Genomic DNA, 23,813 nt, shown 5'->3' on the forward strand with positions numbered 1-23,813 from the left:
CCGGTGTCTGCGGGGGTCTCCCCCGCGGCGAGGAACGAGCAGGGGGGTGGCTGCGGCGAAGACGCCGGCCTCGGGGTGCCCGAGCACGTTCCGAGCCGACGAGGGACCACGGGTTCAGTCCACGTACCCCGCTCGGATCCGCGCCAGCCACTGCTCGGCCTCGGCGAAGTCGGCGTCCGTGGCCGTGCGGGGGCGCAGCGGCGGGTCCGCCTCCAGGGCCTGGTCGTTGCGCGGATAGCTGCCGAGGAACCGAACGTCGCGACAGACGCGCCGGATACCCATGAGCGCCTCGCCGACACGCGCCTCCGCGACATGGCCCTCCGCGTCGATACAGAAGCAGTAGCTGCCGAGTTTGTCCCCGGTGGGGCGCGACTCCAGCCGAGTGAGGTTGACCCCGCGCACGGCGAACTGGTTGAGCAGTTCGACGAGCGCGCCGGGGTGGTCGGTGTTGATGAAGGCCACCAGCGACGTCAGGTCGGACCCGGTGGGCTCGGCCAGGGTTCCGGGCCGGGACAGGTAGATGAACCGGGTGGCCGCGTCGGAGTGGTCGCCGATCCCGGTGGCCAGCGAGCGCAACCCGTACCGTTCGCCCGCGATCGACGCGCAGATCGCCGCGTCGTAGGGCGATCCGGGTTCGGACAGCGAACGGGCGGCGGCGGCCGTGGACGAGACGGCGTGCGTGTCGGCATCCGGCAGGTTCTGGGCGAGCCAGCCGCGGCACTGGGCCAGCGCGTGCGGGTGGGTCGCCACCCGCTTGACGTCCTCCAGCGCGGTCCCGTCCTTGGTGAACAGGGTGAATTCCACGGGGACCGCGGTCTCCCCGGTGATGACCAACGGTTCGCCGTTGATCAGTTCGGCGATAGTCGCGGTGACCCCGCCCTCGACGGAGTTCTCCAGGGGCACGACACCGGCGTCGACGGCTCCGGAGCGGACGGCGTCGAAGACGGAGGGGATCCCCTCACAGGCGATGCGGGCGTCGTCGGGCGCTTCGGGGCGCAGGTCGCGCAGCGCGGCTTCGGTGAAGGTGCCCTCGGGCCCGAGGAAGGCGTAACGGTTGGGCATGATGTTCCAACTATACGGATCTGAGGTCGGAGGTGTCCTCCTCGGATGCGCTTTCGTCCGCCTCCCGCCGCCGTGAGACGACCACGGCGTCCCGCTCCGTCGCGGGGAAGGCTCGGGGCAGCATACCGACACCACTGCCCAGGCGCGCGGAGCGCACCACCCGGTACTCCTCCGGGCTGAGCAGGCCGTCCGACTCTCCGGCCCGGATCTCCTTGGCGTAGGTGCGTGTCTCGGTCCGCCCGTTGATCGAGGTGAGGACCACACCGTCGCCCTCACCGTTGAGCAGGGCCAGGGAGAACGACCGTGCCCCCGACATCTCCTCCAGTGCGTCGTAGCACAGGAGAGCGACGTCGCGCACGGCACGCGGATCGACACCGGAGGCACCGCCCGGAGCCGTCGGCACAGGCATCCGGCGTTCCTCACCGAGCCTCCTGACCGTGACGAGTGCGGAGGCACCGAGCAGGAGGCCGCCCACACCCACGATGATGCCGAGAGAATTCAGGAACAAGGTGAACACTGTGCGATCATATCGCTACACACTGCTCTTGCACGGTTAATCGCGGCGATGCCCACGGGACGGTCGTCCGGCCTCCCGCTCGGGTTCGCCCCCGGACGCACGCATCCGGGCCCGGCCCGGCCCCCGCCGTACCGTCGGCCGGCGACCGCGTACCGCCAGCGCCCGGGCGACGTCGGCGAACTGCCGTGCCCGGTGTATCTGGGCCCGCAGGTCGGTTCCGGTCGCCCGGTGCTCCAACCGCACTTCGACCTCCAGTACACGAAGCCCCGCACGCAGCACGTCGATGGTCAGTCCGGTCTCCACGCCAAAGCCCGAAGCCAGGGGGCGGGCCGCCTCGAACGCGGCGCGGGTCAGGCAGCGCTGCCCGCTGAGGGGCTGTTCCGGCTCCCAGCCGGTGGCCCTGAGCACGCCGGCCCGGGAGAGCCCTACGACGAAGCCGTGCCCGCCCAGACGCAGGCGGGTGGCGGGGAACAGGGCGATCGTCATGTCGGTCCGCCCGTCCAGGACCGGGGTGATCAGGGGTGCCGCCCGCGCGGCGGTCTCACCGAGGTCGGCGTCGAGGAAGAGGAGGTGGCGGGGCGGTGCACCGGTTTCGGCGAGGTCGAGGGAGTGCACCCCGGCCGCACCCGTCTCCATGGCCGCGCCCTTGCCCCGGTTGCGGCCGTGGACCAGTACGTGGGCGCCCTCTCGGCGCGCCACATCAGAGGTGGTGTCGGCGGAACCGTCGTCCACAACCACGACCAGGTCGACAGCGGGCAGCGCGCGGGCCGCACGGATGGTGGCACCGATGCGGTCCGCCTCGTCCTTGGCGGCGATCACCACGGCGACCCCGCCGCGGGAACCGTCGGTCTGCCCCTGGCGCACGGTCGCCCGCTAGGGGGCGTTGCCGGTTCCGGCGGCCACCGGCAACGCGTCCAGGTCGCGGTGGATCGTGAAGACCTCGTCCAGCCCGGTGACCTCCAGAACCTTGCGGACCGCCGCCTTGGGTGCCACCAGCTCCACATCGCCCCCCTTGCCGCGTGAGCGCTTCATGGCGGACAGCAGCACGCTGATGCCGGTCGAGTCGCAGAACTCCGTCCGCGACATGTCGACGACCAGCCGCCGCACACCGTCGTCCAGGGCCTCGATGAGGCCGCTGCGCAACCGGGGTGCCGTGTACAGGTCGATCTCGCCGCTCACGGTGACCACCGCGACGTCGCGAGACCGGCTCGATATCTTCAGCTCCACAGTCGTGACTGTAGCGTCACCGTCGACCCCCCGGCCACCTTGTTGACGGTGTTTCGCGACATCGGTCCCGTTCCTCCGGGTCCCGGAGGGCTCGATCAGAGCAGGGCACCCCACGCCGGGGAGCTCTCCCGGACGCGCAGCCGCAACTCGACCATGTCGTCCACCGACGCATCGGAGTAGACGACGGCGGAGCGACTCTCGTCGGCCTCCGACCGCAGGGGCGTGATGTCGGCGGGGGCGATGTCGAGCACCGCCCACACCGTGGTCGTGGTGGCGTCCATCTCGGTACCCCAGCGCCCGGCGAGTGACTGCACGATCCCCAGGCCCCGGCCGCCCAGCCCGGACACGGACGGCCGCGCCACCCGCGGCATGCTGCTGGAACCGCCGTCACGGACCATGATCTCCACCCATCCGCCGTCCTCGGACCGGCGGTCCACCCACACGCGCCAGGCGACCCCGACCGTGTTCACGGGGACCGGAAGCGGGGAGGCGTGGCGCAGGGCGTTGCTCACGAGTTCGCTGACGATGAGGGAGGCGTCGTCGACCCGGTTGTCGCCAATGCCCACGGCACGCAGGTCACTGCACAGCCTCTGCCGGGCTCCGGTCACGCTCAGGGACGCGTAGGGAAGCGTGACGCTCCGCTCGACCGCGGACGACCGGTCGTCGAGTGGTGTGTGGTGTCCTGACACAGCTTTCGTCCCTAAGCGTTCGTGCTTGGTCGGGCCGCGCGGAACCCGCCCGTGGACGGGGCGAATTCCACCGGGGTGGAAATGCCCCGATCAGGTCAGGTGGAAACCCACAGTGACGTGAATCAACGTCGACGACTCGCGTGTCGGCCACCGGATCGCTGGTGTGGCAAGGCTTCACGGCTTTTCGACTTTTTTGTGGTTTCTTGTACCTCCCGAGGCCCGTCTGGGGGCGTATCCGTGGCCGGGCTCGCCTGAACGGCCCCCTGCGACGGCTCCTCGGACCCGACCGCCACCGCCTCCACCGTCTGGTCTTCGCCCCGGAGCGCGGGGACGGTGAACCGCAGCCGGGTACCGTTCGTCCTCCGCACCGCGGTCACGTCCCCGCCCTGTTCCCTGGCCAGCTGGCGGACGATGTACAGCCCCAGCCCGAGCCCCAGGCCACCGACGCCGTCCCGGTCGTCGCGCGCGCCCCGGCGCACGAACCTCCCGAAGACCCGCTCCTCGTCGCCCGGAGCCAGCCCCACCCCCTGGTCGTCGACCACGATCACGACCTCGTCGCCCTCCTCCCAGGCGCTGACACGCACGGTCCCGCCCTCCGGGGAGAACTTCAGGGCGTTGTCCAGGAGCTGGTCCATGACCATGCCCGTGGCCAGGGGGTCACCCACGGCCCAGGCGAGCCCCTCCCCGGCCGACAGTTCGACGGTGTGCCGCTCCGACAGGGTCCGGAAGGTCCGGACCACCCCCTGGAGCAGCGCGGCCAGGTCGAACGGGGACCGCTGGACGTCCAGCGCGCCACGGGACGCCGCGGACCCGAGGCGGAGCCGTTCCACCAGGGAGACCAATGACGCCGACCGGGCGGCGATCGTCCCGATGGCCTCCCGCTGTGCCTCCGCGCTCAAGCGCTCCCACTTGCGGGCGAGCGTGGTGGCGAACCCGTGGATGACCGTGATCGGGGTGCGCAGCTCGTGCCCGGTGGTGGCCAGGAAGAACTCCTGCTCCTCCTCCATCGCCTTCTGCGCCGTGATGTCGCGGAAGTCCACCACCCACTCGTGGGTGCGCGGAACGCGCGCCATCAAGATCTCCAGCCAGCGGCCGCCCCTGATCTTGTGCTTGACCGGCATCCCGTGCGCCGCGGGCAGCGGGAACGGCGGATGCCGCCCCTCCACCGCCTCCGCCGCATAGCCCGTGAGCTCCACCGCCGACCGGTTCCACTTGCGGATCCGGCCGCTGTAGTCCAGAACCGCGATCCCGTCCGCGCTGGAGTCGGCGACCACCTGCTCGTGGACGCGCTGGAGATCGAGCTCCTCGTAGGCCATCGCGTTGCCGATCGCCACCCCGGCGTGGGCCGCCAGCAGCTCCAGCAGTTCCAGCTCGATGTAGCCCACCTTGCGCCGACTGTAGAGTGCGTACAGCGCGCCGTAGGGGCGGCCGTGCACGTTGGACACGGCCAGGCCGATCGTGTGCAGCCCGGGCAGGTCCGCCCACACCAGGTCCTGTAGTCCCCGAGTGTCCTCGCTGGCCAGCAGAACGGACTTGCCGCTGCGCAGCAGCTCCCCGAACAGACTCGTCTCCAGAGGGGCGCTGTAGCCCTGCAGCCCGTCGGACAGTTCGGTGAGGCTGACCAACTCCACCCGGTCCTCGTCGAGGAGGACGAACCCGCCTGCGTCGGCCCCGGTCAGCTCGGTGATGCTCGTGGAGATCCGGTCCAGCACCGATTTCAGGCTGAGGTCGGAGTTGATGTCCACGACCACGTCGGTGAGGCGGCGCACGAGCCGGGCCCGCTCCGTGGCCGCGGACTGGACCTGCTCCTCGCTCTCACACGGCGTGATGACCAGGACCCAGCCGACCGCACCACCCCCGTCCCCGGGTACGCGGCTGGCACTGCTCCGGACGTCGATGACGACGCCGTCCCGGCGCACACGGCGGGTGAGGACCGACAGGGGTTCCCCCGCGCGCACCTGTTCGAGCACCGCGCGGTGCTCGGCCGCCAGGTCCGCCGGGACGATCGGCAGCTCGCCACCGACCACCTCCCGTTCCTCCCAGCCGAACATGCGCTCGGCCGCGGGGTTCCAGAGGGTGACACGGAGCTCGCCGTCGATACCAACCACGGCGTCCGCGGACGCGGCCAGCACGGCTTCGGCGCTGAGGGGCGCGCGCTCGGAACTCACCTCGTCATAGTGCCACCCGGAGGCCCCCCACTGCGGGAGCTTCGCACAATCCGTTCAAAATCGACGCTCGAACGCCCTCCCCGGGGAAACTCAGACCACCCTGGGCTCCTCATCCGACTCCGCCGCCATCTCCAGACCGGCGTGCTCCCACGCCTGCATCCCCCCGGCCACGTTCACCGCGTCCCACCCGGCCTGGTTGAGCGCCATCACCGCCTGGGCGGAGCGCCCGCCCACGCGGCAGACGACGTAGACCCTCGTGTCCTTGGGCACCTCACCCGCGCGCTGGCTGAGCAGGCCGAGCGGGATGTGCACCGCTCCGGGGGCGTGCCCCGCGCTCCACTCGTCGTCCTCCCTGACATCGAGCAGACAAGCGCCTTCGGGCACCTCCGTGACACCCGTCTCGGGTACACCACCGAACATTGAACGACCCCTTGACTCACGAACGGACGGCAAGAAGGGAAAGGCCGTGCCGACACCGTCACCACACGGGAGTTCCCCGTCGGGTCCGGGGACGGAAGGTGTCGGGACCTCCCTGACAACGACCGTACCCGGCACCGTGTCCGCCGAGGTCGACGGCGGCGCGACCGGCCGCCGCCATCACTCAACCGGAGTAGGGCGTGTCCCAGAAGGCCACCTCGTGGCGCATCCCCTCAAGGAAGAAGCGCTCGGCGCGTTCGGGGTCGGGGTCGGCCTCCTCAAGGCGCCGTGCGTAGTGCTCGGTCAGCGTGGTGAACTCCGGATCGGCGTAGGTGTCGATCCAGCGCGCATAGCGCGGGTCCTCGGGTCGGACCTTCCTCGCCAGTTCCAGGCCCAGCATGGTGTAGCCCCACATGCAGGGGTATACGGCGGCGAGCCCGTCCCTGTAGTCGGCCGCGGCCTCCAGGAGCCAGGAGGTGTAGGCCGCACAGGCCGGCCCCTTCTCCTTGGTGGACAGGTCGGCGCCGAACTCCCCTGCCAGGGAGCGGTGCAGTTCCAGTTCCCCGTTGAGGGTGGCGTGGGCGATGCCCACCAGGTCGGCCAGGTGGTCGTCCGGAGCCTGCCATGCGAGCCGGGAGAACGCCCGTGCGTAGTCCAGGAGGTAGAGGTGGTCCTGTTCGAGCCAGTAGCGGAACGCGCGCTCGTCGAGGTCGCCCCGGGCGATACCCGCGACCGTGGGGTGGGCCAGTTGCTCGTCGACCCAGGGCCGACCGATCGTGTGGAGTCGTTCGATGATGCTCACGGGCGCAGTGTGCCACCGCGCGGGTGGCGGGGGTCCGGCGGGGCGGGTCCGAACGCAGGAAAAGACTCGGCGGCGACCCCCAGGGGCCACCGCCGAGTCTGAACAGCTCGTGGGCGAGGAGGGATTTGAACCCTCACGTCCTTTCGGACACACGGACCTGAACCGTGCGCGTCTACCGTTCCGCCACCCGCCCGGGTGAACGTGATTCACTTGTAGTGCCGGGTTCCCAGGGCTTCTCGACCCTTCCCGCCTGGCGACATCGATAAGGCTAGCACGGTCTGAACGCGGCTTGCACACGCTTTTCGGTCCCCTAGGGCCGGCTCTTCTCCCGGGTACACGTGAAACCGGGAGCACTCGGGCCCGGTTACGATCGTCTACACATACGGAGTGGAGTACAAGGGAGGTACCTCGTGGGAGTGCTCCAACGCTTCGAACGCAGGCTTGAGGGCATGATCGAAGGCACCTTCGCTATGGCCTTCAAGTCTGAGCTCCAACCTGTCGAGGTAGCGAGCGCCGTTCAGCGGGAGATGGACGAGCGGGCGGCGATCGTGGCCCAGGGGCGCACCCTGGTGCCCAACGACTTCATCGTCGAACTCGCGGCCAGCGACAAGGAACGGCTGGAGGTCTACGCCGACAGCCTGGGGCAGGAACTGGCCATGCTCGCCCGCGACTACGCGACCGAGCAGGGCTACTCCTTCGTCGGGCCGGTACGGGTCCACTTCAGGTCGGACGACGGGCTCAAGACCGGTCGCTTCCGCATCCGGTCCGGAGTGGTGCGCGGCGCCATCCTGGGTGACGAGGGCATCAACAAGCCGACCAGGGACCCGGGCTACAGCGCGGGCCAGCGACAGGCGGGCTACCCGCGGCTGATCATCTCCCCCGGCGGTGCGACCGCCGAGGGCAGTCTCTCCAGCCACGGCAGCCAGCAGGCCTTCGAGCTGACCACCCCGGTGACGCTGCTGGGGCGCGGCACCGACTGCGACCTGCGCCTCGTCGACAACGGTGTGTCCCGGCACCACGTGGAGATCCGCTTGGAGGGCGACGACGCGGTCCTCGTCGACAAGAACTCCACGAACGGGACCTTCGTCAACGGCCAGCAGGTGCAGCAGGCCCGTCTCGTGGACGGGACGCGCATCAGCCTGGGCCGGACCACCATGACGTTCCGGCGGGACTGACCGGCGGGGACCGGATTCTCGACCGATCAGACCCGGGAGAGGCGCAACCTTTGGCCGACTGCCGACGTCTGACTGGTCGAAATCCGGTGGTCCATGCGCCACCGCTGTCGGATCCGTGCCCGGGACGGTAGTCTCCCGCGGAGACCTGACCATATCGGGCAGACTGGCCACGGCCTCGGGGCCGTGAACCAACGACCTTGACAACTCACCGAGCCGAAGGTGGGGCAGACACGGTGGCGGTGCCGACGGGTACCACCCCGGCCGAAGCACGACAGGGGCTGAAGAGCGGTTCGATGTCCAACTTGACCCTCATACTGATCAAGATCGCGTACCTGGCGGTGCTTTGGCTGTTCGTCCTCATGGCGGTCGGCGTGATCAGCACTGACCTTTTCGGCCCCTCCAAAAAAAAGAAAAAGAGCCGAAAACAGCGGCCCCGGCCGCAAGGGCGCCCCTCCCCGCAGGGAGGACCCCCGCCGCGTCCCCAGCGCTCGCGCCGCAGTGAGCCCACCGTCTTGGCCGTGACCCAGGGGTCCCTCAGCGGCACCACCGTCGACCTGTCCAGGCAGCCGATCCTCATCGGCCGCGCCCCGGACTCGACCCTGGTCATCACCGACGACTACGCCTCGGGCCGCCACGCCCGTGTCTACTCCGACCAGGGCCGCTGGTTCGTGGAGGACCTCAACTCCACCAACGGCACCTACCTCGGCCAGCAGAAGCTGAGCCGCCCCCAGCCCATCACGGTGGGTCAGCCCATCCGTATCGGCAAGACCGTCCTGGAACTGCGCAAATGACAATCGCTCTCCGATACGCGGCGTACTCCGACGTAGGATGCCTCCGCGAAGGCAACGAAGACTCCGGCTACGCCGGCCAGCACCTCCTCGCGGTGGCCGACGGCATGGGCGGTTACGCGGGCGGTGAGGTGGCCAGCTCGATCGCGATCTCCGCGATCCGCCGCCTCGACACCGGGACCACCCAGCCGGAGGAGATGACCGAGGCCCTCCAACGGGCCGTCGAACAGGCCAACTCCTCGCTGGCCAAGCGGATCCTCCAAGAGCCCCGGCTCGAGAACATGGGGACCACGCTCACCGCGATGCTGTGGTCGGGGCCCCGGGTGGCGCTCATCCACATCGGCGACTCGCGGGCCTACCTGCTCCGCGGACCCCGGTTCGAGCAGATCACCCACGACCACACCCTGGTACAGACCCTTGTGGACGAGGGCAAGATCACCGAGGAGGAGGTCGCCACCCACCCCCAGCGCTCGCTGATCCTGCGCGCCCTCGACGGCAAGAGCCCGGTCGACCCGGACATCTCCATCAGCGAGGCCAAGCCGGGCGACCGGTACCTGCTGTGCTCGGACGGCCTGTCCGGGGTGGTCCGCAAAGAGACCATCCACGAGACCCTCGCGACCGAGGCGGACCCGCGCGTGGCCGCCAAACGGCTCATCGAACTGGCCATCCGCGGCGGCGGACCGGACAACATCACCGCCGTCATCGCCGATGTCATCGAGACCGAGACCGAACGCCCCACGGCCAACTCGCAGGTGGTGGGCGCCGCCGACCAGCGCCTCGACCTCGAAAGCCCGCCGGACGAGGCCGCGAAGGCACCGGAGCAGTACGCCGCCGGCGACACGGCGGAGATGGAACGGGTCCCCTCCGACACCGCCCCCGGAGCCCCGAAGGGGGCCCGCGGCGGACGGCAGCGGGGGGGCAAAGCACAGGAGTTCGAGTACCGGCGCCGCCGCTGGTGGCCCATGGTCCTGGTCTTCCTCGTCATCGTCGGCGCCGTGGCGGGCGGTGCCTACTACTTCGGACGCCAGTACATCGACGGCCAGTACTACCTCGGCCCCTCCGCCGACGGCGAGACCGTGAGCCTCTACCGGGGCATCGACACCGACATCGCGGGCTTCAGCCTCTCGGAGGAGGTGGAGTCCTCCGAGGTGCGCCTCGCCGACCTCACCGAGTCCACCCGCAGTTCGGTCCAGAACACCATCCCGGTCGACAGCCCCGCCCAGGCGCAGGAACGGCTCACCACACTGAGCGAGGAGACGGCCGAGGAGGCCGACCGGAACGAGGCGGAGCCGGAGGCGAACACCGCTCCCGAACCCTCCGCGGAGCCGGGCGACGAAGCGGCCGACATCGGTACGCCGACCACGTCGGCCGACGGCGCCGAGGAATCGGGGTGACCCCTTGAGCACGGACACGACCGAGGCGCCCACCGCACTCCCCCCGATCAAACGGCGCAACGCCGAACTGGTCCTCATCCTCCTCGCCGTGGTCCTCACGATGACGGCACTGGCGCTCTCTGGCCTCAACCTCAACGGCCGGGTGCCGAGCGCGATGTGGACCTACGGCCTCATCTTCGCCGCAATGTCGCTCGCCATGCACGTGGCCCTGCGCTTCATCGCGCCCTACGCCGACCCGCTGATCCTGCCGTGCGCGCTGTTCCTCAACGGGATCGGCGTCGCGATGATCTGGCGGCTGGACGCCGCCGACTCCGGCGAGATCGAACACGCCGGTGTCGGCATGCAACTGATCTGGGCGGCGGTCGGCATGGGGCTGGCCATCGCCCTGCTGTTCTTCCTGCGCGAACCGCGGGTCCTCCAGCGCTACACCTACCTCAGCGCGCTCGTCGCCATCATCCTCATCGCGCTGCCGATGATCCCCGGCCTGGGCATCAGCGTCTACGGCGCCCGCCGCTGGATCGGCTTCGGCCCGTTCTCCGTCCAGCCCTCGGAGTTCGCCAAGATCGCCCTGGTCATCTTCCTGTCGTCGTACCTGGTCACCAAGCGTCAGGTGCTGTCCCTTGCGGCCAAGGAGATCAAGGTCGGCCGGTTCAAGATCTTCGACCTCCCGCGGCCCCGCGACTTCATGCCGATGGTGGTCGGCTGGGTCGTGGCCATCGGCCTGCTGGTGATCACCAAGGACCTCGGTACCTCTCTGCTCCTGTTCGGCACGTTCCTGGGCATGCTGTACGTGGCCACCCAGCGCTCGTCGTGGGTGGCGATCGGGCTGACGGTCTTCCTGCTGGCGGCGACGCTGGCGATGCAGATCTTCTGGCACTTCCAACAGCGCGTCGACATCTGGTTCAACGCCTTCGACCAGGAGGTCTACGACCGGGTCGGCGGCAGCGGACAGCTCGTCGACGGACAGATCGCCATGGCCTACGGCGGCATGTTCGGCACCGGTCTGGGCGGCGGACAGGCACACAACATCTTCGCGGCGGACAGCGACTTCATCCTCGTCTCACTCGCGGAGGAGCTCGGCCTGACCGGACTGATGGCGATCCTCGTGGTGTTCTTCATCCTCGTCGAACGGGCCATGCGCATCGCCCTGGCCTCCAAGGAACTGTTTATCAAGATGCTCGCGAGCGGCATCGGCTTCGTCATGTGCTTCCAGGTCTTCGTCGTGCTCGGCGGGATCACCCGGATCATCCCTCTGACCGGTATGACGACACCGTTCCTCGCGGCGGGCGGTTCCGCGCTGATGGCGAGCTGGCTGATGATCGGCCTGCTGCTACGGATGAGTGACAACGCCCGGCGCCCCGCGCCGCAGGCGATCCAGGACGAGGGAGCCACCCAGGTGATCAGCCGATGAAGATGAACACCTCCATCAGGCGCCTCAGCGTGTTCGCCATGATCCTGTTCGGCGCGCTGATGGCCCAGCTCACCTACATCCAGGGCTTCCGCGCCGAGGCGATCATGGACAGCCCGCTCAACCGCCGCCAGTACACCGAGCGGCTCACCGAGCAGCGCGGACCGATCGAGATCGCGGGCGAGTCCGTCGCCTTCTCCGAGGACGTCTCCGGCGAGGACGAGTCGGCCCGCTACCAGCGGGTCTACACCGGTGGCAGCCTCTACACGCCGATCATCGGCTCCTTCCGCCCCTTCGGTGCCTCCGGTATCGAGGCGACGCACAACGCGCTCCTGGACGGTTCCGACGAGCGCCTGGCCGTGCGCAACTTCCGCGACATGATCACCGGCCGCGAGCCGGAGGGTGCCCGTGTGCAGCTCACGGTCGACCCCGCGGTGCAGCAGGCCGCGTTCGACGGGATGCGGGCCGGCGGCCACACGGGGGCCGCGGTAGCGATCGACCCGCAGACGGGTGCCGTCCTGGCCACCGTCTCCAACCCCTCCTACGACCCCAACGACGTCGTCAGCATCACCGACACGCAGACCGCGGTCACCAACTTCGTCAACATGGAGAACGACGCGAGCCAGCCGCTGCTGAACCGCGCGTTCAACGAGCGCTACCCCCCGGGTTCGACGTTCAAGCTCGTGACCGCGGCCGCGGCCATCGAGTATCTGGACGCCACGCCCGACAGCGAGCAGGACGCCCCGGACGTCCTGTCTCTGGGCGTCGACCTGCCCAACGCCACGCCCGGCGGCACGTGCGACGACGACGGCGACGGCCTGGACACCCTGGCCCACTCGATCCAGATCTCCTGCAACACCTCAATGGCCAACTGGGCGATCGACATCGGCGGCGACAACCTGTCCGAGCAGGCCACCGCGTTCGGGTTCAACTCTCCGGAGGACGACCCGCTGGAGGTGCCCATGGGGGTCACCCCGAGCCTGGCCCCGGCGGAGCAGGACCGCAACACGCTGGGCCGGACCGGCATCGGTCAGGGCAACGTCGAAGCCACACCGCTCCAGATGGCGATGGTGGCGGCCGGCATCGCCAACGGCGGCGAGGTCATGTACCCCTACCTAGTGGACACGGTGATGGACGCCGACCTGTCTGTGGTCACCGAGACCCAGCCGGAGGTCTACTCCGAGGCGGTCAGCGCCAGCACCGCCGAGATGCTCACCGAGATGATGGTCCTGGTCACCACCTCCCCCGGCGGGTCGGGCACCAACGCCGCCATCAGCGGCATGGAGGTCGCCGGCAAGACCGGTACCGCCGAGACCGGCAGTGACCTCGGCACCCACAACTGGTTCATCGGCTTCGCCCCCGCCGACGACCCGCAGATCGCGGTAGCGGTCGTCATCGAACACGGCGGCGGCAGCGGTGGGAGCCTGGCAGCTCCGATCGCACGCCAGATGATGGAGGCAGTGGTTCTCTAGTGAGCGACTACGAGCCCTCTCGCAGGGGCGGTTCCGACCAGCTCATCGGAACCGTCCTGAGTTCGCGCTACCGCTTGGAGGAGCAGATCGGCTCCGGCGGGATGGGGACGGTCTGGAAGGCCGCGGACACCCTGCTGAACCGGCCCGTGGCAGTGAAGCTGCTGCATCTGTCCCAGATGGCCGAGCCCACCTCCCGTCAGCGGTTCCGCACCGAGGGCAGGATCACCGCCGGGCTGTCCCATCCCGGGATCGCCCAGGTCTACGACTACGGCGAGGAGGACGGCCGCGCGTTCCTCATCATGGAACTCGTGGTGGGCGCGCCCCTGTCCGAACTGCTGCGGGACCAAGGCCACCTGAACGCGGACGAGACCCTCGACCTGGTGTGCCAGGCGTCCCAGGCTCTGGCCGCCGCCCACGCCCGCGGCGTGGTGCACCGCGACATCAAACCGGGCAACCTGCTGGTCACCCCCAAGGGCCGCCTCAAACTCACCGACTTCGGTATCGCCCGAGGGGACATGTCGGTGACCCTGACCCAGACCGGCATGGTGATGGGCACCGCGCAGTACATCTCGCCCGAGCAGGCCTCCGGGAAGCCGGCGAGCGCCGCCTCCGACCTGTACGCGCTGGGCGTGGTGGCCTACGAGTGCCTGGCGGGGCAACCGCCCTTCACCGGGGACAACCCGGTGGCGCTGGCTCTGGCGCACACCCGGGACGAGCCGCCAGAGCTTCCCGAACACGTTCCGCCGGAGGTCGACGACCTCGTCTCCGCCCTGTTGCTCAAGGACCCGGAGGAGCGTCCCGCGTCGGCGAGCGAGGTGGCCCACATGGCCGCCGTCCTGCGGTCGCACTCCGGGACCGGTCCGCCGACGCCCGCCTCCGGTGTGGGCCCACTGGCCCGCACCGCCGTGGTGTCCGCCCTCCCCGACACCGACGGGGTCCGCCGAACCGCCGGTCGGCGGGTCCCCGCCCCTGATCAGCGGGAAGACTCAGCTAGGCTGGCCGGGACATCCGGCTGGAGGGGGCGGCTCCCCGTCGTTCTCGTGGCCGTGACGGCCACCGCCATCGTGGCCGCTGCCATGATGGCGGGCCTCCTGTCCGGTGCACCCTCCGGTTCCGAGCCGGTCGGCGAGGTCAGCGAGGACCGCTCTCCGGTGGAGGTCTCCTCTCCCGACCCCTCGGGCGGCGACGGGGGGAACGCGTCGCTGGACCCGCCGAACCGGGGCGGGTCCCAGCAGGAGTGGCCCTCCGAACCGGACGGTCCCTCACCCGAGGAGGAGAGCCCTGCCCCGGAAGGCGAGCAGACCGGGGGGACCACCGGCCCGAGCGGGGAGCCGACCGCCCCCGGAGAGGAGACGTCCCCGCCAGACGAGGAGACCGAGGATCCGGTCCCGTCCGCCGACCCGACGACCGCTCCACCGGATACCGGTGGTGGCACGGGGGGAACCGGCGGTAACCCCTAGAGTTCATGACCAGACAGTGAGCGGGTGACGCTCAGGATAGGCGGCGGCCGAGAGACGGCCACCGGAAGACACGAGGATGAGTAGACGACATGTCCCAGCCCCGGCTCCTAGGTGGACGCTACGAACTCGACGCCGTCGTCGGGCGCGGCGGCATGGCCGAGGTCCACCGTGCACGCGACCTCCGTCTCGACCGTCTCGTAGCGGTGAAGACCCTCCGGCACGACCTGGCCCGCGACCACGTGTTCCAGGCCCGGTTCCGCCGCGAGGCCCAGTCCGCCGCCTCCCTGAACCACCCGGCGATCATCGCGGTCTACGACACCGGCGAGGACGTGGTGGGCGGGGTGTCCCTCCCCTACATCGTCATGGAGTACGTGGACGGGCGCACCCTCAAGGAACTGCTCGATGACGACCGGCGCCTGCTCCCCGAGCGCTCGGCGGAACTGGTCGACGGCGTCCTCAAGGCGCTGGAGTACAGCCACGACAACGGGATCGTCCACCGCGACATCAAGCCCGCCAACGTGATGCTGACCCGCAACGCCGAGGTCAAGGTGATGGACTTCGGCATCGCCCGCTCGATGGGCGACGACCAGGCCACCATGACGCAGGCCTCGCAGGTCATCGGTACTGCGCAGTACCTGTCCCCGGAGCAGGCGCGCGGTGAGCGGGTGGACCCGCGCAGCGACCTCTACTCCACCGGTTGCATGCTCTACGAGCTGCTCACCGGGCATCCTCCCTTCACCGGCGACTCGCCGGTGTCCATCGCCTACCAGCACGTGCGCGAGGACCCCGTGCCGCCGACGGAGGTGGACCCGCAGATCCCCGACTGGCTGGAGGACGTCACCCTCCGTGCGATGGCCAAGGACCGTGAGGAGCGCTACCAGAACGCCGCGGAGATGCGCGCGGATATTCAGCGCGGTCTGGCGGGTATGCCCACCCAGGCCGGAACCATGGCGATGGCCGCCGCCGCGGCCACCACGCACCTGCCCCCGGCCGAGGGGGGCTACGACGACGACTACGGCCGGGGCCGCTACGACGATGACGGATACGACCGCTACGGGGACCGACGCGAGGCCAACCCCTGGAAGACGGCCCTGTGGGCGCTCCTGGCCGTGGGCGTGGTCGCCTCCCTCATCCTGGCCTTCTTCCTGTTGAGGGGGAGCGGTGAGCCCTCAGAAGCCGAACTGGCCGCCGTCCCCGGCGTGATCGGCAGCACCGAGGACGAGGCCCGCGCCACACTGGACGAGGCGGGCTTCACCGACATCAACGACGAGGGCGTTCCCGACGAGGCGGAGCCGGGGACGGTCGTGGGCGTCGACCCGGGCGAGGGGGAGGAGATCCCCCTCGACCAGGAGATCACGCTCCAGGTCTCGGAGGGGCCGGAGGCCCAGGAGATCCCGGACGTAGCCGGCCAGCCCCGATCGCAGGCGGAGAACACACTGGACCAGGCGGGCTTCGGAAACGTCACCGTGGAGGAGCGCGCCGACGCCGAGGTGGCCACGGGTGCCGCGATCGGGACCAACCCCGCCGCGGGCGAGTCCGCCGCTCCTGACACGGCGATCACGCTGTACGTCTCCTCCGGGCCCGAACAGGTGGAGGTGCCCGACCTCAACGGCATGAGCCGGGCCCAGGCCAACCAGGCCCTCGAACAGGTCAACCTGGCTATGGAGGTCCAGGAGCAGGAGGACCCCAACACGCCGCCGAACACGGTCATCGGCCAGAACCCGCAGCCGCGCCAGATGGTGGACGAGGGCTCGACCGTGACCGTCACGGTCGCAGTGCAGCCCGTCCCGACCCAGCCGACGACTCCCACCCAGCCCACGGAGGGCGACGGGGACCAGCCCCCCACGGGCGGTGACGGGGACCAGCCGGGCGATGGGGAGGACCAGCCGAGCCTCTTCTTCCCGAACCGCTGACCTGCGGACGGATCATGGCCGTGGCCGTGTCCCTTCGGGGACACGGCCACGGTGCTGTCGGTGGCGGTGGCCGCGGGGACGGGCGGTGTGACGGAGGCCCCTGCCGGGGCGTAGACTGTGGACCGTTCTGAACCGCCCATCGCACTGGAGCAGCGACCGTGCCCAAGTCCCGCAACGATCGCAAGAAGAAGGCCGTTTACACGCCGCCTCCTTCGAAGGAGAAGCCCAAGGTCAGCCCGCAGTGGCTGGTGCCGACCATGCTGGGTTTCTTCATCGCGGGCATCGTCTGGATCGGTGTCTACTACATCGCCGGCGAGTCCATCCCGTACATGCGGGACTGGGACAACTGGAACCTGCTGATCGGCTTCAGCGGCATCATCGCGGCCGTGGTCCTGTCCACACGCTGGCACTGACGCAGCCGCTTTCCATGTTTTCCACAGGGTTATCCACAGGCTGTGGGTAACCGTGTTCGACGTGCCCACCGCCGTGGCGGTTCGGCTGGTGCGCGTGCGACGCCGGCGGCCCCGGACCTGGGTCCGGGGCCGTCGGCGTCTGCGGTTCGACGGAAGTCAGACCCCGGTGATCGCCGGGGCGAGGAGCAGTAGAGCCGCGAGCACCACGGCGAACAACGCCGTCAGCGACGTGTGGACGGCCGTACGAACCCTGGCGCCTGCCCGGCTCCCCGGGACGTAGGCGAAGACGGCGCCCAGTACCAGCCCCGCCACCAGTCCACCGATGTGGGCGGTCCAGGAGATGTTCGGGACGAGGAAGGTCGCCACCAGGTTGATCACCAACAGGACCCCGACCATGCGCAGATCCGCCCCGATCCGCCTCCCGAGAACGAACACCGCACCCAGGAGCGCGAAGCCCGCGCCGGAGGCCCCCACGGCGAACTGGTGCGGTTCGACCAACACGGTGAGCACCGACCCCGAGAGGGCTCCCAGCAGCCACAGCGCCAGGAAGCGTCCGTGTCCCAGCCAGCGTTCCAGGGGGGTGCCGAACAGGTACAGCAGATACCCGTTGAGCAGCAGGTGGAACACGCCCCCGTGCAGGAACGCGGCCGTGATCAGCCGATACCACTCCCCGGCCAGGACGCCGAGCACGTCACCGTTCTCGGTGACCCCCAGACCCAGCATGCCGAACCCTCGGATCAGAGGAGAGGCTCCGGCCGAGCCGATCGGAGTGGCCGTCGCCATCTGGGCGAGGTAGCCCGCGGCCATGAGACCCAGCAGGGTCCACGCGACGTAGGGCCGACCGACCACCCCGCCGCCGAAGACGGTCCGGGGCCGCCGGGTCCGGCGCCTGCCCTCCGCGACACAGTGCGGGCACTGGAAGCCCACGGCCGCCTCGACCATGCAGTCGGGGCAGATGGGACGCTCGCACCTGGAGCAGCTCACCCCCGTCTCCCTGCCGGAGTGCCGGTAGCAGGTACGCGGGGCCGCGGGTTCGGGGGTCGCTCCGGAGGGCGGTTGCGACGCGGTCATCAGTGCTTTCCCACTCCTCTGGGTCTGTCCACGACCGCCCCCTACCGGGTGATCTCGACGCTGTTGATCACGACGTCCTCACGCGGGCGGTCCTGGGCGTCGGTCTCGACGGTGGCGATCGAGGAGACGACGTCCTCCCCCTCGACGACCTCGCCGAAGATCGTGTGCCTGCCGTTGAGCCAGTGCGGCTTTTCCACGGTGATGAAGAACTGCGAGCCGTTCGTTCCCGGGCCGGCGTTGGCCATGGCGAGCAGGAACGGGCGGTCGAAGCTCAGGTTCGGGTGGATCTCGTCCTTGAACTCGTACCCGGGGCCGCCGCGGCCGTTGCCGAGCGGGTCACCGCCCTGGATCATGAAGCCGTCGATGACCCGGTGGAAGACCGTACCCTCGTACAGGCTCTTGTCGGACGGCTGACCCGTGGTGGGGTCGATCCACTGCTGGGAACCGTCGGCGAGGCCGATGAAATTGGCCACCGTCTCCGGGGCCTCCTCCTCGAACAGCTTGACGACGATGGTTCCCATGGAGGTGTTCAGCCGAGCGGTGGGCTGGCCCTTGGATTCCGACACCTTCAGTGCCTTTCGATCGTGTGCGTTGACGTGATCACGTTACCCGTCCTACCTTCTCCCTTTCCCTGTTCTCAGCGATGTGTGGACGACCGACTCCACCCGAACCATCCCTGGCCGGTGTCGAAGCGCCGGACTCAGACGGAGAGGACGTAAGTTGAGATAACACCCGGATCACGGGTAAGGACGTGGGGACCCGCCCCAGGGCGGGGACGAACCTGTGCATGACCGAAGGAGCTGACGACGTGTCCATCACTTCCAAGCGCCGCAAGGCACGCAAGGAGGCGGATGCCACCATCATCCGTCTACAGGAGTTGGCCAGGGGGCAGGCCGACCGGTTCGGCCCGTACGCGGACCAGGCACGCGACCAGGCGGCCCTGAGAGTCCTCCAGGCGCGCGGCTGGACCGCGCCGCGGCTGGAGACGGCGGCGCACCGGGTCGAGGACACGGTGGCGCCCAGAGTGGCGGAGGCGCTCACCGCCGCCGCGGGCAGGGTCGCCCCCGGAACACGGGCCGTCAAGAGGACCAAGCTGAGGAGGGCCGCCCGCCGCGGCACGTCGCGGGTCCCCCGCGTAGCGATCATCGGAGGCGCGGCCGTGGTCGGCGGCGTGCTCGTGTACTCGCTCGTCCGACTGCGCCGGGCGTCCCAGGACGCGGAATGGCAGGAGCACCTCGACCAGGCGCGCGAGCAGGTCCGTGAGACCCGCGACCACCTGGAGCAGAAGGCGTCGGCCGCGGCGGACAAGGCGGCCGAGGCCGCCCGATCCACGACAGCCAAGACCAAGGAGAAGGTTCGTGCCGCCACCGGTCAGGACAGGGCGGACAGGAACGGCGGACCGACGAGCTGAGCCTCGGGGGCGCGGGCCGGGGATGACGGGTCCGCGCCCCACCGGGTGCCGACGCGCGGCAGGGCCGGAGCGGGGCGTCAGTCGTCCTTGAGGACCCGGAACATCAGGGGATACCGCCACTGCTTCCCGGCGAGGGTCGCCACCCCCGCGATCGCCGGCAGGACGGTCCAGGCCAAGGCCACGTAGACGAGCACGAGCAGTGGCGCGATGAGCCAGAACAGCAGCCCGGAGACCACCGCAGTGATGAGGCAGAAGAGCTGGAAGTTCAGCGCCTCCATCGCCTGCCGTCGGACGTACGGGGAGCTCTTGTCGCTGACCAGGAACAGGACCATCGGGACCACCAGGGGGAAGAAGTAGTTCCCCACGTGGCCTCCTGCGGCGATGACCCGATCCGCGGGTGTGCTCTGCGGCCGGTTCGAGGCCCCCTCCGGGGTCCGGGCGGACCGCGGGTCCGGTCCCAGGTCACGGGTGAGCGGTTCGAGGTCGTCCTGGAACTTGGCCAGCATGGCGAGTTCCAGACGCTCCTCGAACTCACGCTCGTCGAGCTGCCCCCTGCTGTAAGCCTCGCGTAGGGCCTCGCCCACGGCATCCCGGTCCGCGTGTGTGAGACGAAGCCGCGGCCGTTCCCCGGAACGGCCGACCGGGTAGCGACCTTCCTGCACCACCACATCCACTCCCTGTGCCGACGGGAGCACGGCCCCGGTCTCTCGAAGCGGCCGTGCTCCCTCCATCATCGGCCATCACAGGGATGGCGTACATCCGGGCAGACCCTGACCGGTCCCTGACATCGGGCCGGTACCCGGCCGAGTTCGGGGCTCCCCCTTCCCGAACGGCCGCGGGCTACCCGCGAGCGGCGACCCGCACTCCGCGGTCGTCGCCCACACGGGCCCGTTCCTCCTCGTAGCGGCGCTCGGCACTGGTGAGCAGGCCGTGCCAGTCGGTGACGTCCTTGCGGCGGCGCAGGAGGGCCCGGCGCTCGCGCTCGGTCATCCCGCCCCAGACACCGAACTCGATGCGGCTGTCCAGTGCCTCCGCCAAGCACTCGGTCCGCACCGGGCAGCCCCGGCAGATCAGTTTGGCCCGGTTTTGCGCGGCGCCCTGAACAAAGAGGGCGTCGGGATCAATCTCCCGACATTTGGCTCGGGCAGCCATCTTCTCATTCCACATGTTGCCCCACTCCCAAGATCAGCATGTGCAGTGATCGGAACATCCGTCAGCCGACGCGTCCGTCGGCGGGAGAGGAGAAGCGGGCCGTTCCGAGGACGGTGCACGAGGCCGCGCGGGGGCCGCACGGTTCGTCTTCGGGGGTTGATCGTTTCGGCACGCTGTCTTCCTCGTTGTCGTTGGTGTCGAAACTACGGATCGTCCCAGTCCACCAACAGTCCCCAAGTGGCCTATTTCTCATCTGGTCCACTCGGACCATTGCACTTCGGGGGAGTGTCATCATACACACACGGAGAGTCATCTCATCTGGTGGCAGCGGCCCACAGAGCCAGAAATCTACAGAAATTCGACATAACTGTGGTGACCTGGTGTTTCCTACCATGTCAGGAGAGGAGGCCCCGGACGGCCCTAGGCCAAGGGCATCAGAGCCACGTTCGCGACCCCACCCGAACGGACTATGCCAGACTCGCTCCGAACACGAAGAGCAACCCATTCATCGAATAATGACCAAGGTTATTATTTCGGGCATTACGGGCGTTGCTCCGTCTCCCTTACTGACGGAGGTCCCGTGCTCACGGGACCTCCGGCCGCCCGCTCCGGGAGGACGCGTGGAAGACGGGAGACGGCCACCAGGACAGCCCGAATACGGTGCGCAACACGAAACGGCCACCCAGGCGTTCGCCTGGGTGGCCGTCGTTACGTCTTCGAACTGGGAAAAGACGAGTGGAGCCAAGGGGAGTCGAACCCCTGACCTCCGGTATGCAAAACCGGCGCTCTGCCAGCTGAGCTATGGCCCCTGGACCCACACAGAGCATACCTTCATCCGAAGGTGCCCTCGGTCATGGTTGGAACCACGTCTCAGGGACCCGCGGCACAAAGGCGTGGGTCGCACCACGGGTACCGGCCCACCCACGTCCTCGTGTCACATCTGGACGAGCCCCTGAAGGCGCGCCCAGTCCTGTTCAGCTCTCGCTGGCCGCCGTGGCCTCGGTCCACAGGTCGAGCTCGGCGCGGTCCGCCTGGATCTTGCGGTAGACGGCGAAAGCCCCGAGGGCCACCAGCGCCAGAACGATGATCTTCTTCACTGTCTGGACCCTTTCGTTCGTCCGGTTCGTGCGGCTGTCCCACCGATCGGCGGGTACCACAGAGAACTTTACGAGGTTGACACCACGAGACTAGCAAGCAATCCGGGGCGGTTCCCGCCGCAGTGGACCGATTCACGCATCCGGGTCAGGTCAACAGCGCCATTCGCCGAAGGATCCCGGTGGTCGCCGCCGGAGACGCCGCGATCCGGGTGAGTTCCCCCCATACCCGTCGGCAGGCCCCCACCTGCTCCTCCGCCTCGACGATCACCCCTCCCGAGGTCGATTCCACATAGGCGAGCGCGGCTTCGTCATCGTCGAACTCCAGCACGGAGAAGGGGCCCGCGGCACCGGGGTGCGGGCCGGCCGAGGTCGGTATCAGTTGGAGGGTCACCCGTTCGAGGGCGACCGCCTCCAGCAGCCGGGCCGTCTGCGCCCGGAGCAGCCCCCGGTCCGAGGCGGTGCGCTGGAGCGCCTCCTCCTCCAGGACCGCGTGATACCGGAGTGACCCCCCGGGCTCCAGGAGCTCCTGGCGCTTGAGGTAGGCCGCCACCATCCGCTCGCCCTCCCTGTCGCCGTACCCCAGCGCACCAGCGACGAGAGCCGTGTACTCGGGCACTTGGAGCAAGTCCGGCACCAGGATCCCCGCGTACACTTGGACGGCTGCGGCTCCTGCCTCGTTGCCGACGTAGGCGGACGGCAGAACGTCCTCGTACTGCGTCCACCACGGCCGCAGACGCGACTCCCGCACGAGGGTGAGGATCGCCTCCCTCCGGCCGCCCGTGACGCCGTACAGGCACAGTAGAGCCGAAATCTCCGTGACCGACGGCCACTTGCGGATGCCGGTCTCGATGTGGCCGAGCTTGGCCGGTGACCACTCCAGCTCCGCGGCCACGTCGCCGAGGGTCATACCCGCCTCGACACGGTGGCGGCGGAGCTCGGTGGAGAGTCGACGACGACGAACCGTGGGGCTGCTCATAAGCACGATTCCAATCGCGCAGACGAAGGTGCGCCCTCAGCGAAACACGGCACCTAGCGTCTAGCAATGCGTTTCTACAAAACAGCCCCGGATTCGCCTCGGATGAGGATCAACAGGGACGACAGACTGCCCATCCTTCACAGGAGCCCCGCCCTGAGCCGATTCGGGAAACCGCGGCCGCAGAGATCTCACTCGACGGGGAGAGAGCGGGAAGCACGTACGATGGGCATGCGATCCCGCACACGTAGAGGACATCCATTGAGCTACCCCATCGACGACGCTGAGCAGTTGATCGCGAACGCGGAGGCCCAGATGCCTCCGAGCACCCGGTCCCGTCTCATCGCGAAACTCCGCATGGGGAAGCACATCGACGACGCGGCGTCCGAGCTGGAGACCAGCGCCAAGCAGGTCTTTTCCACCGCACGCATCCTCAAGCCCTTCGGCGAGCAGCTCGACGCCACGCTCACCGAACAGCGTGACCCCTCCCTGCCCCACGGCACCGTGACGGGCTACAACAAGCGCTGCCGGTGCCCCGAGTGCCGGAGCGCACTCCACCAGCGGGTCTAGGGACCACACTCTCGTGGCCGAAGGCGGCCACGGTGCTGAACTGCGCTCACACCCCGTTCACGGACTCTTCGCCAAGCAATCTCGCGGTACAGGCTTATAGATCCCCAGTTTGGGGACTTTCCTGAACATGAACGAGCATGTGGACTGGTCAGCGATGAGCGACGAAGACTTCGTGGCGCTGCTGAGGCAGCTCATCGAGGTTCCGGAGGCCGACGAGGAGAAGTAGCCCCTCCCCTGGGCCCGGGGCGAACCGTTCCGCGGTACCCCCGCCCTCCCCCGTCCACCCCGTGGTCCCCTCCGCGGTGTACTCCGCCCCAGCGACGGGGGACTCCTGTCACGGGCTCCTGCCGAACCCGTCGGGAGCCTGTGAGCCCTGTGGTGCTCCGGCTATGCCGTGGAGGCCCCGAAGGGGCGGTGCCTGCCGCCGTCCGACGGTCGGCGGATAGCGCCCGCACGCTGTCGACCAGCGGCAGGGGCTTCGCCACATATTCACGATTGCACAAGCCCGCACACAAAAAAACAGGGCCGGAGCCACCCCCAAAGGAACAACCCCGACCCCAACAAAAAACCGTGGCAGCGACCTACTCTCCCACCCCACCACAGGGCAGTACCATCAGCGCAAAGGGACTTAACG

The 23,813-nt window shown here is 69.2% G+C and carries 24 protein-coding genes and 2 tRNA genes; 10 read left to right on the forward strand and 16 right to left on the reverse strand.

Going from position 1 to position 23,813, the window contains the following annotated elements; all coding sequences use genetic code 11:
• Positions 1-114: 114 nt before the first annotated feature.
• The 9 genes from pheA to B042_RS0112495 all read right to left on the reverse strand — a co-directional run bounded on the left by pheA (position 115) and on the right by B042_RS0112495 (position 7,075).
• Positions 115-1,062: a prephenate dehydratase gene (pheA, locus tag B042_RS0112455; protein ID WP_028648570.1), complete on the reverse strand. Its 948-nt coding sequence runs from the start codon at positions 1,060-1,062 to the stop codon at positions 115-117.
• A 10-nt stretch (positions 1,063-1,072) separates the two neighbouring features.
• Positions 1,073-1,579, reverse strand: coding sequence for a DUF4446 family protein (locus tag B042_RS23030; protein WP_231493976.1), 507 nt, complete (start codon positions 1,577-1,579; stop codon positions 1,073-1,075).
• Between the two features lie 36 nt (positions 1,580-1,615).
• The gene (locus tag B042_RS0112465) at positions 1,616-2,443 is read right to left on the reverse strand and encodes a glycosyltransferase (RefSeq protein ID WP_028648571.1); all 828 of its coding nucleotides are present in this window, start codon (positions 2,441-2,443) and stop codon (positions 1,616-1,618) included.
• A 9-nt stretch (positions 2,444-2,452) separates the two neighbouring features.
• Entirely contained in the window at positions 2,453-2,806 is a 354-nt protein-coding gene (locus B042_RS0112470; RefSeq protein ID WP_197024284.1) for an STAS domain-containing protein, read from the reverse strand.
• A gap of 95 nt (positions 2,807-2,901) precedes the next feature.
• Positions 2,902-3,495, reverse strand: a complete 594-nt coding sequence (locus B042_RS0112475) for an ATP-binding protein (RefSeq protein WP_028648573.1) — start codon at positions 3,493-3,495, stop codon at positions 2,902-2,904.
• Positions 3,496-3,617: 122 nt separating this feature from the next.
• Positions 3,618-5,663: a PAS domain S-box protein gene (locus B042_RS0112480; protein ID WP_028648574.1), complete on the reverse strand. Its 2,046-nt coding sequence runs from the start codon at positions 5,661-5,663 to the stop codon at positions 3,618-3,620.
• Between the two features lie 90 nt (positions 5,664-5,753).
• Positions 5,754-6,083: a rhodanese-like domain-containing protein gene (locus B042_RS0112485; protein ID WP_028648575.1), complete on the reverse strand. Its 330-nt coding sequence runs from the start codon at positions 6,081-6,083 to the stop codon at positions 5,754-5,756.
• Positions 6,084-6,264: 181 nt separating this feature from the next.
• The gene (locus B042_RS0112490) at positions 6,265-6,882 is read right to left on the reverse strand and encodes a TenA family protein (protein ID WP_028648576.1); all 618 of its coding nucleotides are present in this window, start codon (positions 6,880-6,882) and stop codon (positions 6,265-6,267) included.
• Positions 6,883-6,992: 110 nt separating this feature from the next.
• Positions 6,993-7,075 (reverse strand) — tRNA-Leu (locus tag B042_RS0112495).
• A gap of 256 nt (positions 7,076-7,331) precedes the next feature.
• On the opposite strand from B042_RS0112495, the gene B042_RS0112500 reads away from it, so the two are divergent.
• The 8 genes from B042_RS0112500 (at position 7,332) to B042_RS0112535 (ending at position 16,905) form a co-directional block, all read left to right on the forward strand.
• Positions 7,332-8,057 (forward strand): DUF3662 and FHA domain-containing protein, encoded by a 726-nt coding sequence (locus B042_RS0112500; RefSeq protein WP_051415661.1) that lies wholly within the window; start codon positions 7,332-7,334, stop codon positions 8,055-8,057.
• Between the two features lie 293 nt (positions 8,058-8,350).
• Entirely contained in the window at positions 8,351-8,848 is a 498-nt protein-coding gene (locus tag B042_RS0112505) for an FHA domain-containing protein (protein ID WP_081748757.1), read from the forward strand.
• Positions 8,845-10,239, forward strand: a complete 1,395-nt coding sequence (locus tag B042_RS0112510; RefSeq protein WP_028648579.1) for a Stp1/IreP family PP2C-type Ser/Thr phosphatase — start codon at positions 8,845-8,847, stop codon at positions 10,237-10,239. The genes B042_RS0112505 and B042_RS0112510 overlap by 4 nt, the downstream gene beginning before the upstream one ends.
• Before the next feature lie 4 nt (positions 10,240-10,243).
• Positions 10,244-11,650, forward strand: a complete 1,407-nt coding sequence (locus B042_RS0112515) for an FtsW/RodA/SpoVE family cell cycle protein (protein WP_028648580.1) — start codon at positions 10,244-10,246, stop codon at positions 11,648-11,650.
• A gap of 2 nt (positions 11,651-11,652) precedes the next feature.
• Entirely contained in the window at positions 11,653-13,119 is a 1,467-nt protein-coding gene (locus tag B042_RS0112520; protein WP_028648581.1) for a penicillin-binding protein 2, read from the forward strand.
• The gene (locus B042_RS0112525; RefSeq protein ID WP_028648582.1) at positions 13,119-14,579 is read left to right on the forward strand and encodes a protein kinase; all 1,461 of its coding nucleotides are present in this window, start codon (positions 13,119-13,121) and stop codon (positions 14,577-14,579) included. Before B042_RS0112520 ends, B042_RS0112525 begins: the two co-directional genes overlap by 1 nt.
• An 89-nt stretch (positions 14,580-14,668) precedes the next feature.
• Positions 14,669-16,492 carry a Stk1 family PASTA domain-containing Ser/Thr kinase gene (gene pknB / locus B042_RS23035; RefSeq protein ID WP_036554826.1) on the forward strand — a complete coding sequence of 608 codons (1,824 nt, stop codon included), beginning with the start codon at positions 14,669-14,671 and terminating at the stop codon, positions 16,490-16,492.
• Between the two features lie 158 nt (positions 16,493-16,650).
• Positions 16,651-16,905, forward strand: coding sequence for a cell division protein CrgA (locus B042_RS0112535; RefSeq protein ID WP_028648583.1), 255 nt, complete (start codon positions 16,651-16,653; stop codon positions 16,903-16,905).
• Between the two features lie 156 nt (positions 16,906-17,061).
• Here B042_RS0112535 and B042_RS0112540 read toward each other — a convergent pair whose 3' ends face one another.
• Both B042_RS0112540 and B042_RS0112545 read right to left on the reverse strand, forming a co-directional pair.
• Positions 17,062-17,976, reverse strand: coding sequence for a rhomboid family intramembrane serine protease (locus B042_RS0112540; protein ID WP_197024286.1), 915 nt, complete (start codon positions 17,974-17,976; stop codon positions 17,062-17,064).
• A gap of 41 nt (positions 17,977-18,017) precedes the next feature.
• On the reverse strand, positions 18,018-18,542 hold the full coding sequence (locus B042_RS0112545; protein ID WP_028648585.1) for a peptidylprolyl isomerase: 525 nt from the start codon (positions 18,540-18,542) through the stop codon (positions 18,018-18,020).
• Positions 18,543-18,784: 242 nt separating this feature from the next.
• Between B042_RS0112545 and B042_RS0112550 the strand changes: the two genes are divergently transcribed.
• Positions 18,785-19,387: a hypothetical protein gene (locus B042_RS0112550; protein WP_028648586.1), complete on the forward strand. Its 603-nt coding sequence runs from the start codon at positions 18,785-18,787 to the stop codon at positions 19,385-19,387.
• A gap of 77 nt (positions 19,388-19,464) precedes the next feature.
• On the opposite strand, the gene B042_RS0112555 is transcribed toward B042_RS0112550, so the two are convergent.
• The 5 genes from B042_RS0112555 to B042_RS0112575 all read right to left on the reverse strand — a co-directional run bounded on the left by B042_RS0112555 (position 19,465) and on the right by B042_RS0112575 (position 22,612).
• Positions 19,465-20,052, reverse strand: coding sequence for a DUF1707 and DUF4870 domain-containing protein (locus B042_RS0112555; RefSeq protein ID WP_231493977.1), 588 nt, complete (start codon positions 20,050-20,052; stop codon positions 19,465-19,467).
• Positions 20,053-20,227: 175 nt separating this feature from the next.
• Entirely contained in the window at positions 20,228-20,554 is a 327-nt protein-coding gene (locus B042_RS0112560; RefSeq protein WP_051415656.1) for a WhiB family transcriptional regulator, read from the reverse strand.
• 721 nt (positions 20,555-21,275) lie between these two features.
• Positions 21,276-21,348: transfer RNA gene (locus B042_RS0112565), tRNA-Ala, on the reverse strand.
• 165 nt (positions 21,349-21,513) lie between these two features.
• Complete coding sequence (locus tag B042_RS26545) at positions 21,514-21,636, reverse strand: DLW-39 family protein (protein ID WP_014912962.1); 123 nt, start codon at positions 21,634-21,636, stop codon at positions 21,514-21,516.
• 145 nt (positions 21,637-21,781) lie between these two features.
• Positions 21,782-22,612, reverse strand: coding sequence for a helix-turn-helix transcriptional regulator (locus B042_RS0112575; protein ID WP_081748752.1), 831 nt, complete (start codon positions 22,610-22,612; stop codon positions 21,782-21,784).
• Positions 22,613-22,870: 258 nt separating this feature from the next.
• Here B042_RS0112575 and B042_RS0112580 point away from each other — a divergent pair, with 258 nt between their 5' ends.
• Complete coding sequence (locus B042_RS0112580) at positions 22,871-23,179, forward strand: hypothetical protein (protein ID WP_028648590.1); 309 nt, start codon at positions 22,871-22,873, stop codon at positions 23,177-23,179.
• Positions 23,180-23,813: the final 634 nt, after the last annotated feature.

The sequence above is a fragment of the Nocardiopsis sp. CNT312 genome (genome assembly GCF_000515115.1).
In the GTDB taxonomy this organism is placed as follows: domain Bacteria; phylum Actinomycetota; class Actinomycetes; order Streptosporangiales; family Streptosporangiaceae; genus Nocardiopsis.

What these genes read in the sequence shown, in the direction of transcription:
- pheA (WP_028648570.1), bottom strand. Translation starts at nt 1,062, where the DNA reads ATGCCCAACCGTTACGCCTTCCTCGGGCCCGAGGGCACCTTCACCGAA.
- B042_RS0112485 (WP_028648575.1), bottom strand. Translation starts at nt 6,083, where the DNA reads ATGTTCGGTGGTGTACCCGAGACGGGTGTCACGGAGGTGCCCGAAGGC.
- B042_RS0112500 (WP_051415661.1), top strand. Translation starts at nt 7,332, where the DNA reads ATGATCGAAGGCACCTTCGCTATGGCCTTCAAGTCTGAGCTCCAACCT.
- B042_RS0112505 (WP_081748757.1), top strand. Translation starts at nt 8,351, where the DNA reads ATGTCCAACTTGACCCTCATACTGATCAAGATCGCGTACCTGGCGGTG.
- B042_RS0112510 (WP_028648579.1), top strand. Translation starts at nt 8,845, where the DNA reads ATGACAATCGCTCTCCGATACGCGGCGTACTCCGACGTAGGATGCCTC.
- B042_RS0112520 (WP_028648581.1), top strand. Translation starts at nt 11,653, where the DNA reads ATGAACACCTCCATCAGGCGCCTCAGCGTGTTCGCCATGATCCTGTTC.
- pknB (WP_036554826.1), top strand. Translation starts at nt 14,669, where the DNA reads ATGTCCCAGCCCCGGCTCCTAGGTGGACGCTACGAACTCGACGCCGTC.
- B042_RS0112540 (WP_197024286.1), bottom strand. Translation starts at nt 17,976, where the DNA reads ATGACCGCGTCGCAACCGCCCTCCGGAGCGACCCCCGAACCCGCGGCC.
- B042_RS0112560 (WP_051415656.1), bottom strand. Translation starts at nt 20,554, where the DNA reads ATGTGGAATGAGAAGATGGCTGCCCGAGCCAAATGTCGGGAGATTGAT.
- B042_RS0112575 (WP_081748752.1), bottom strand. Translation starts at nt 22,612, where the DNA reads ATGAGCAGCCCCACGGTTCGTCGTCGTCGACTCTCCACCGAGCTCCGC.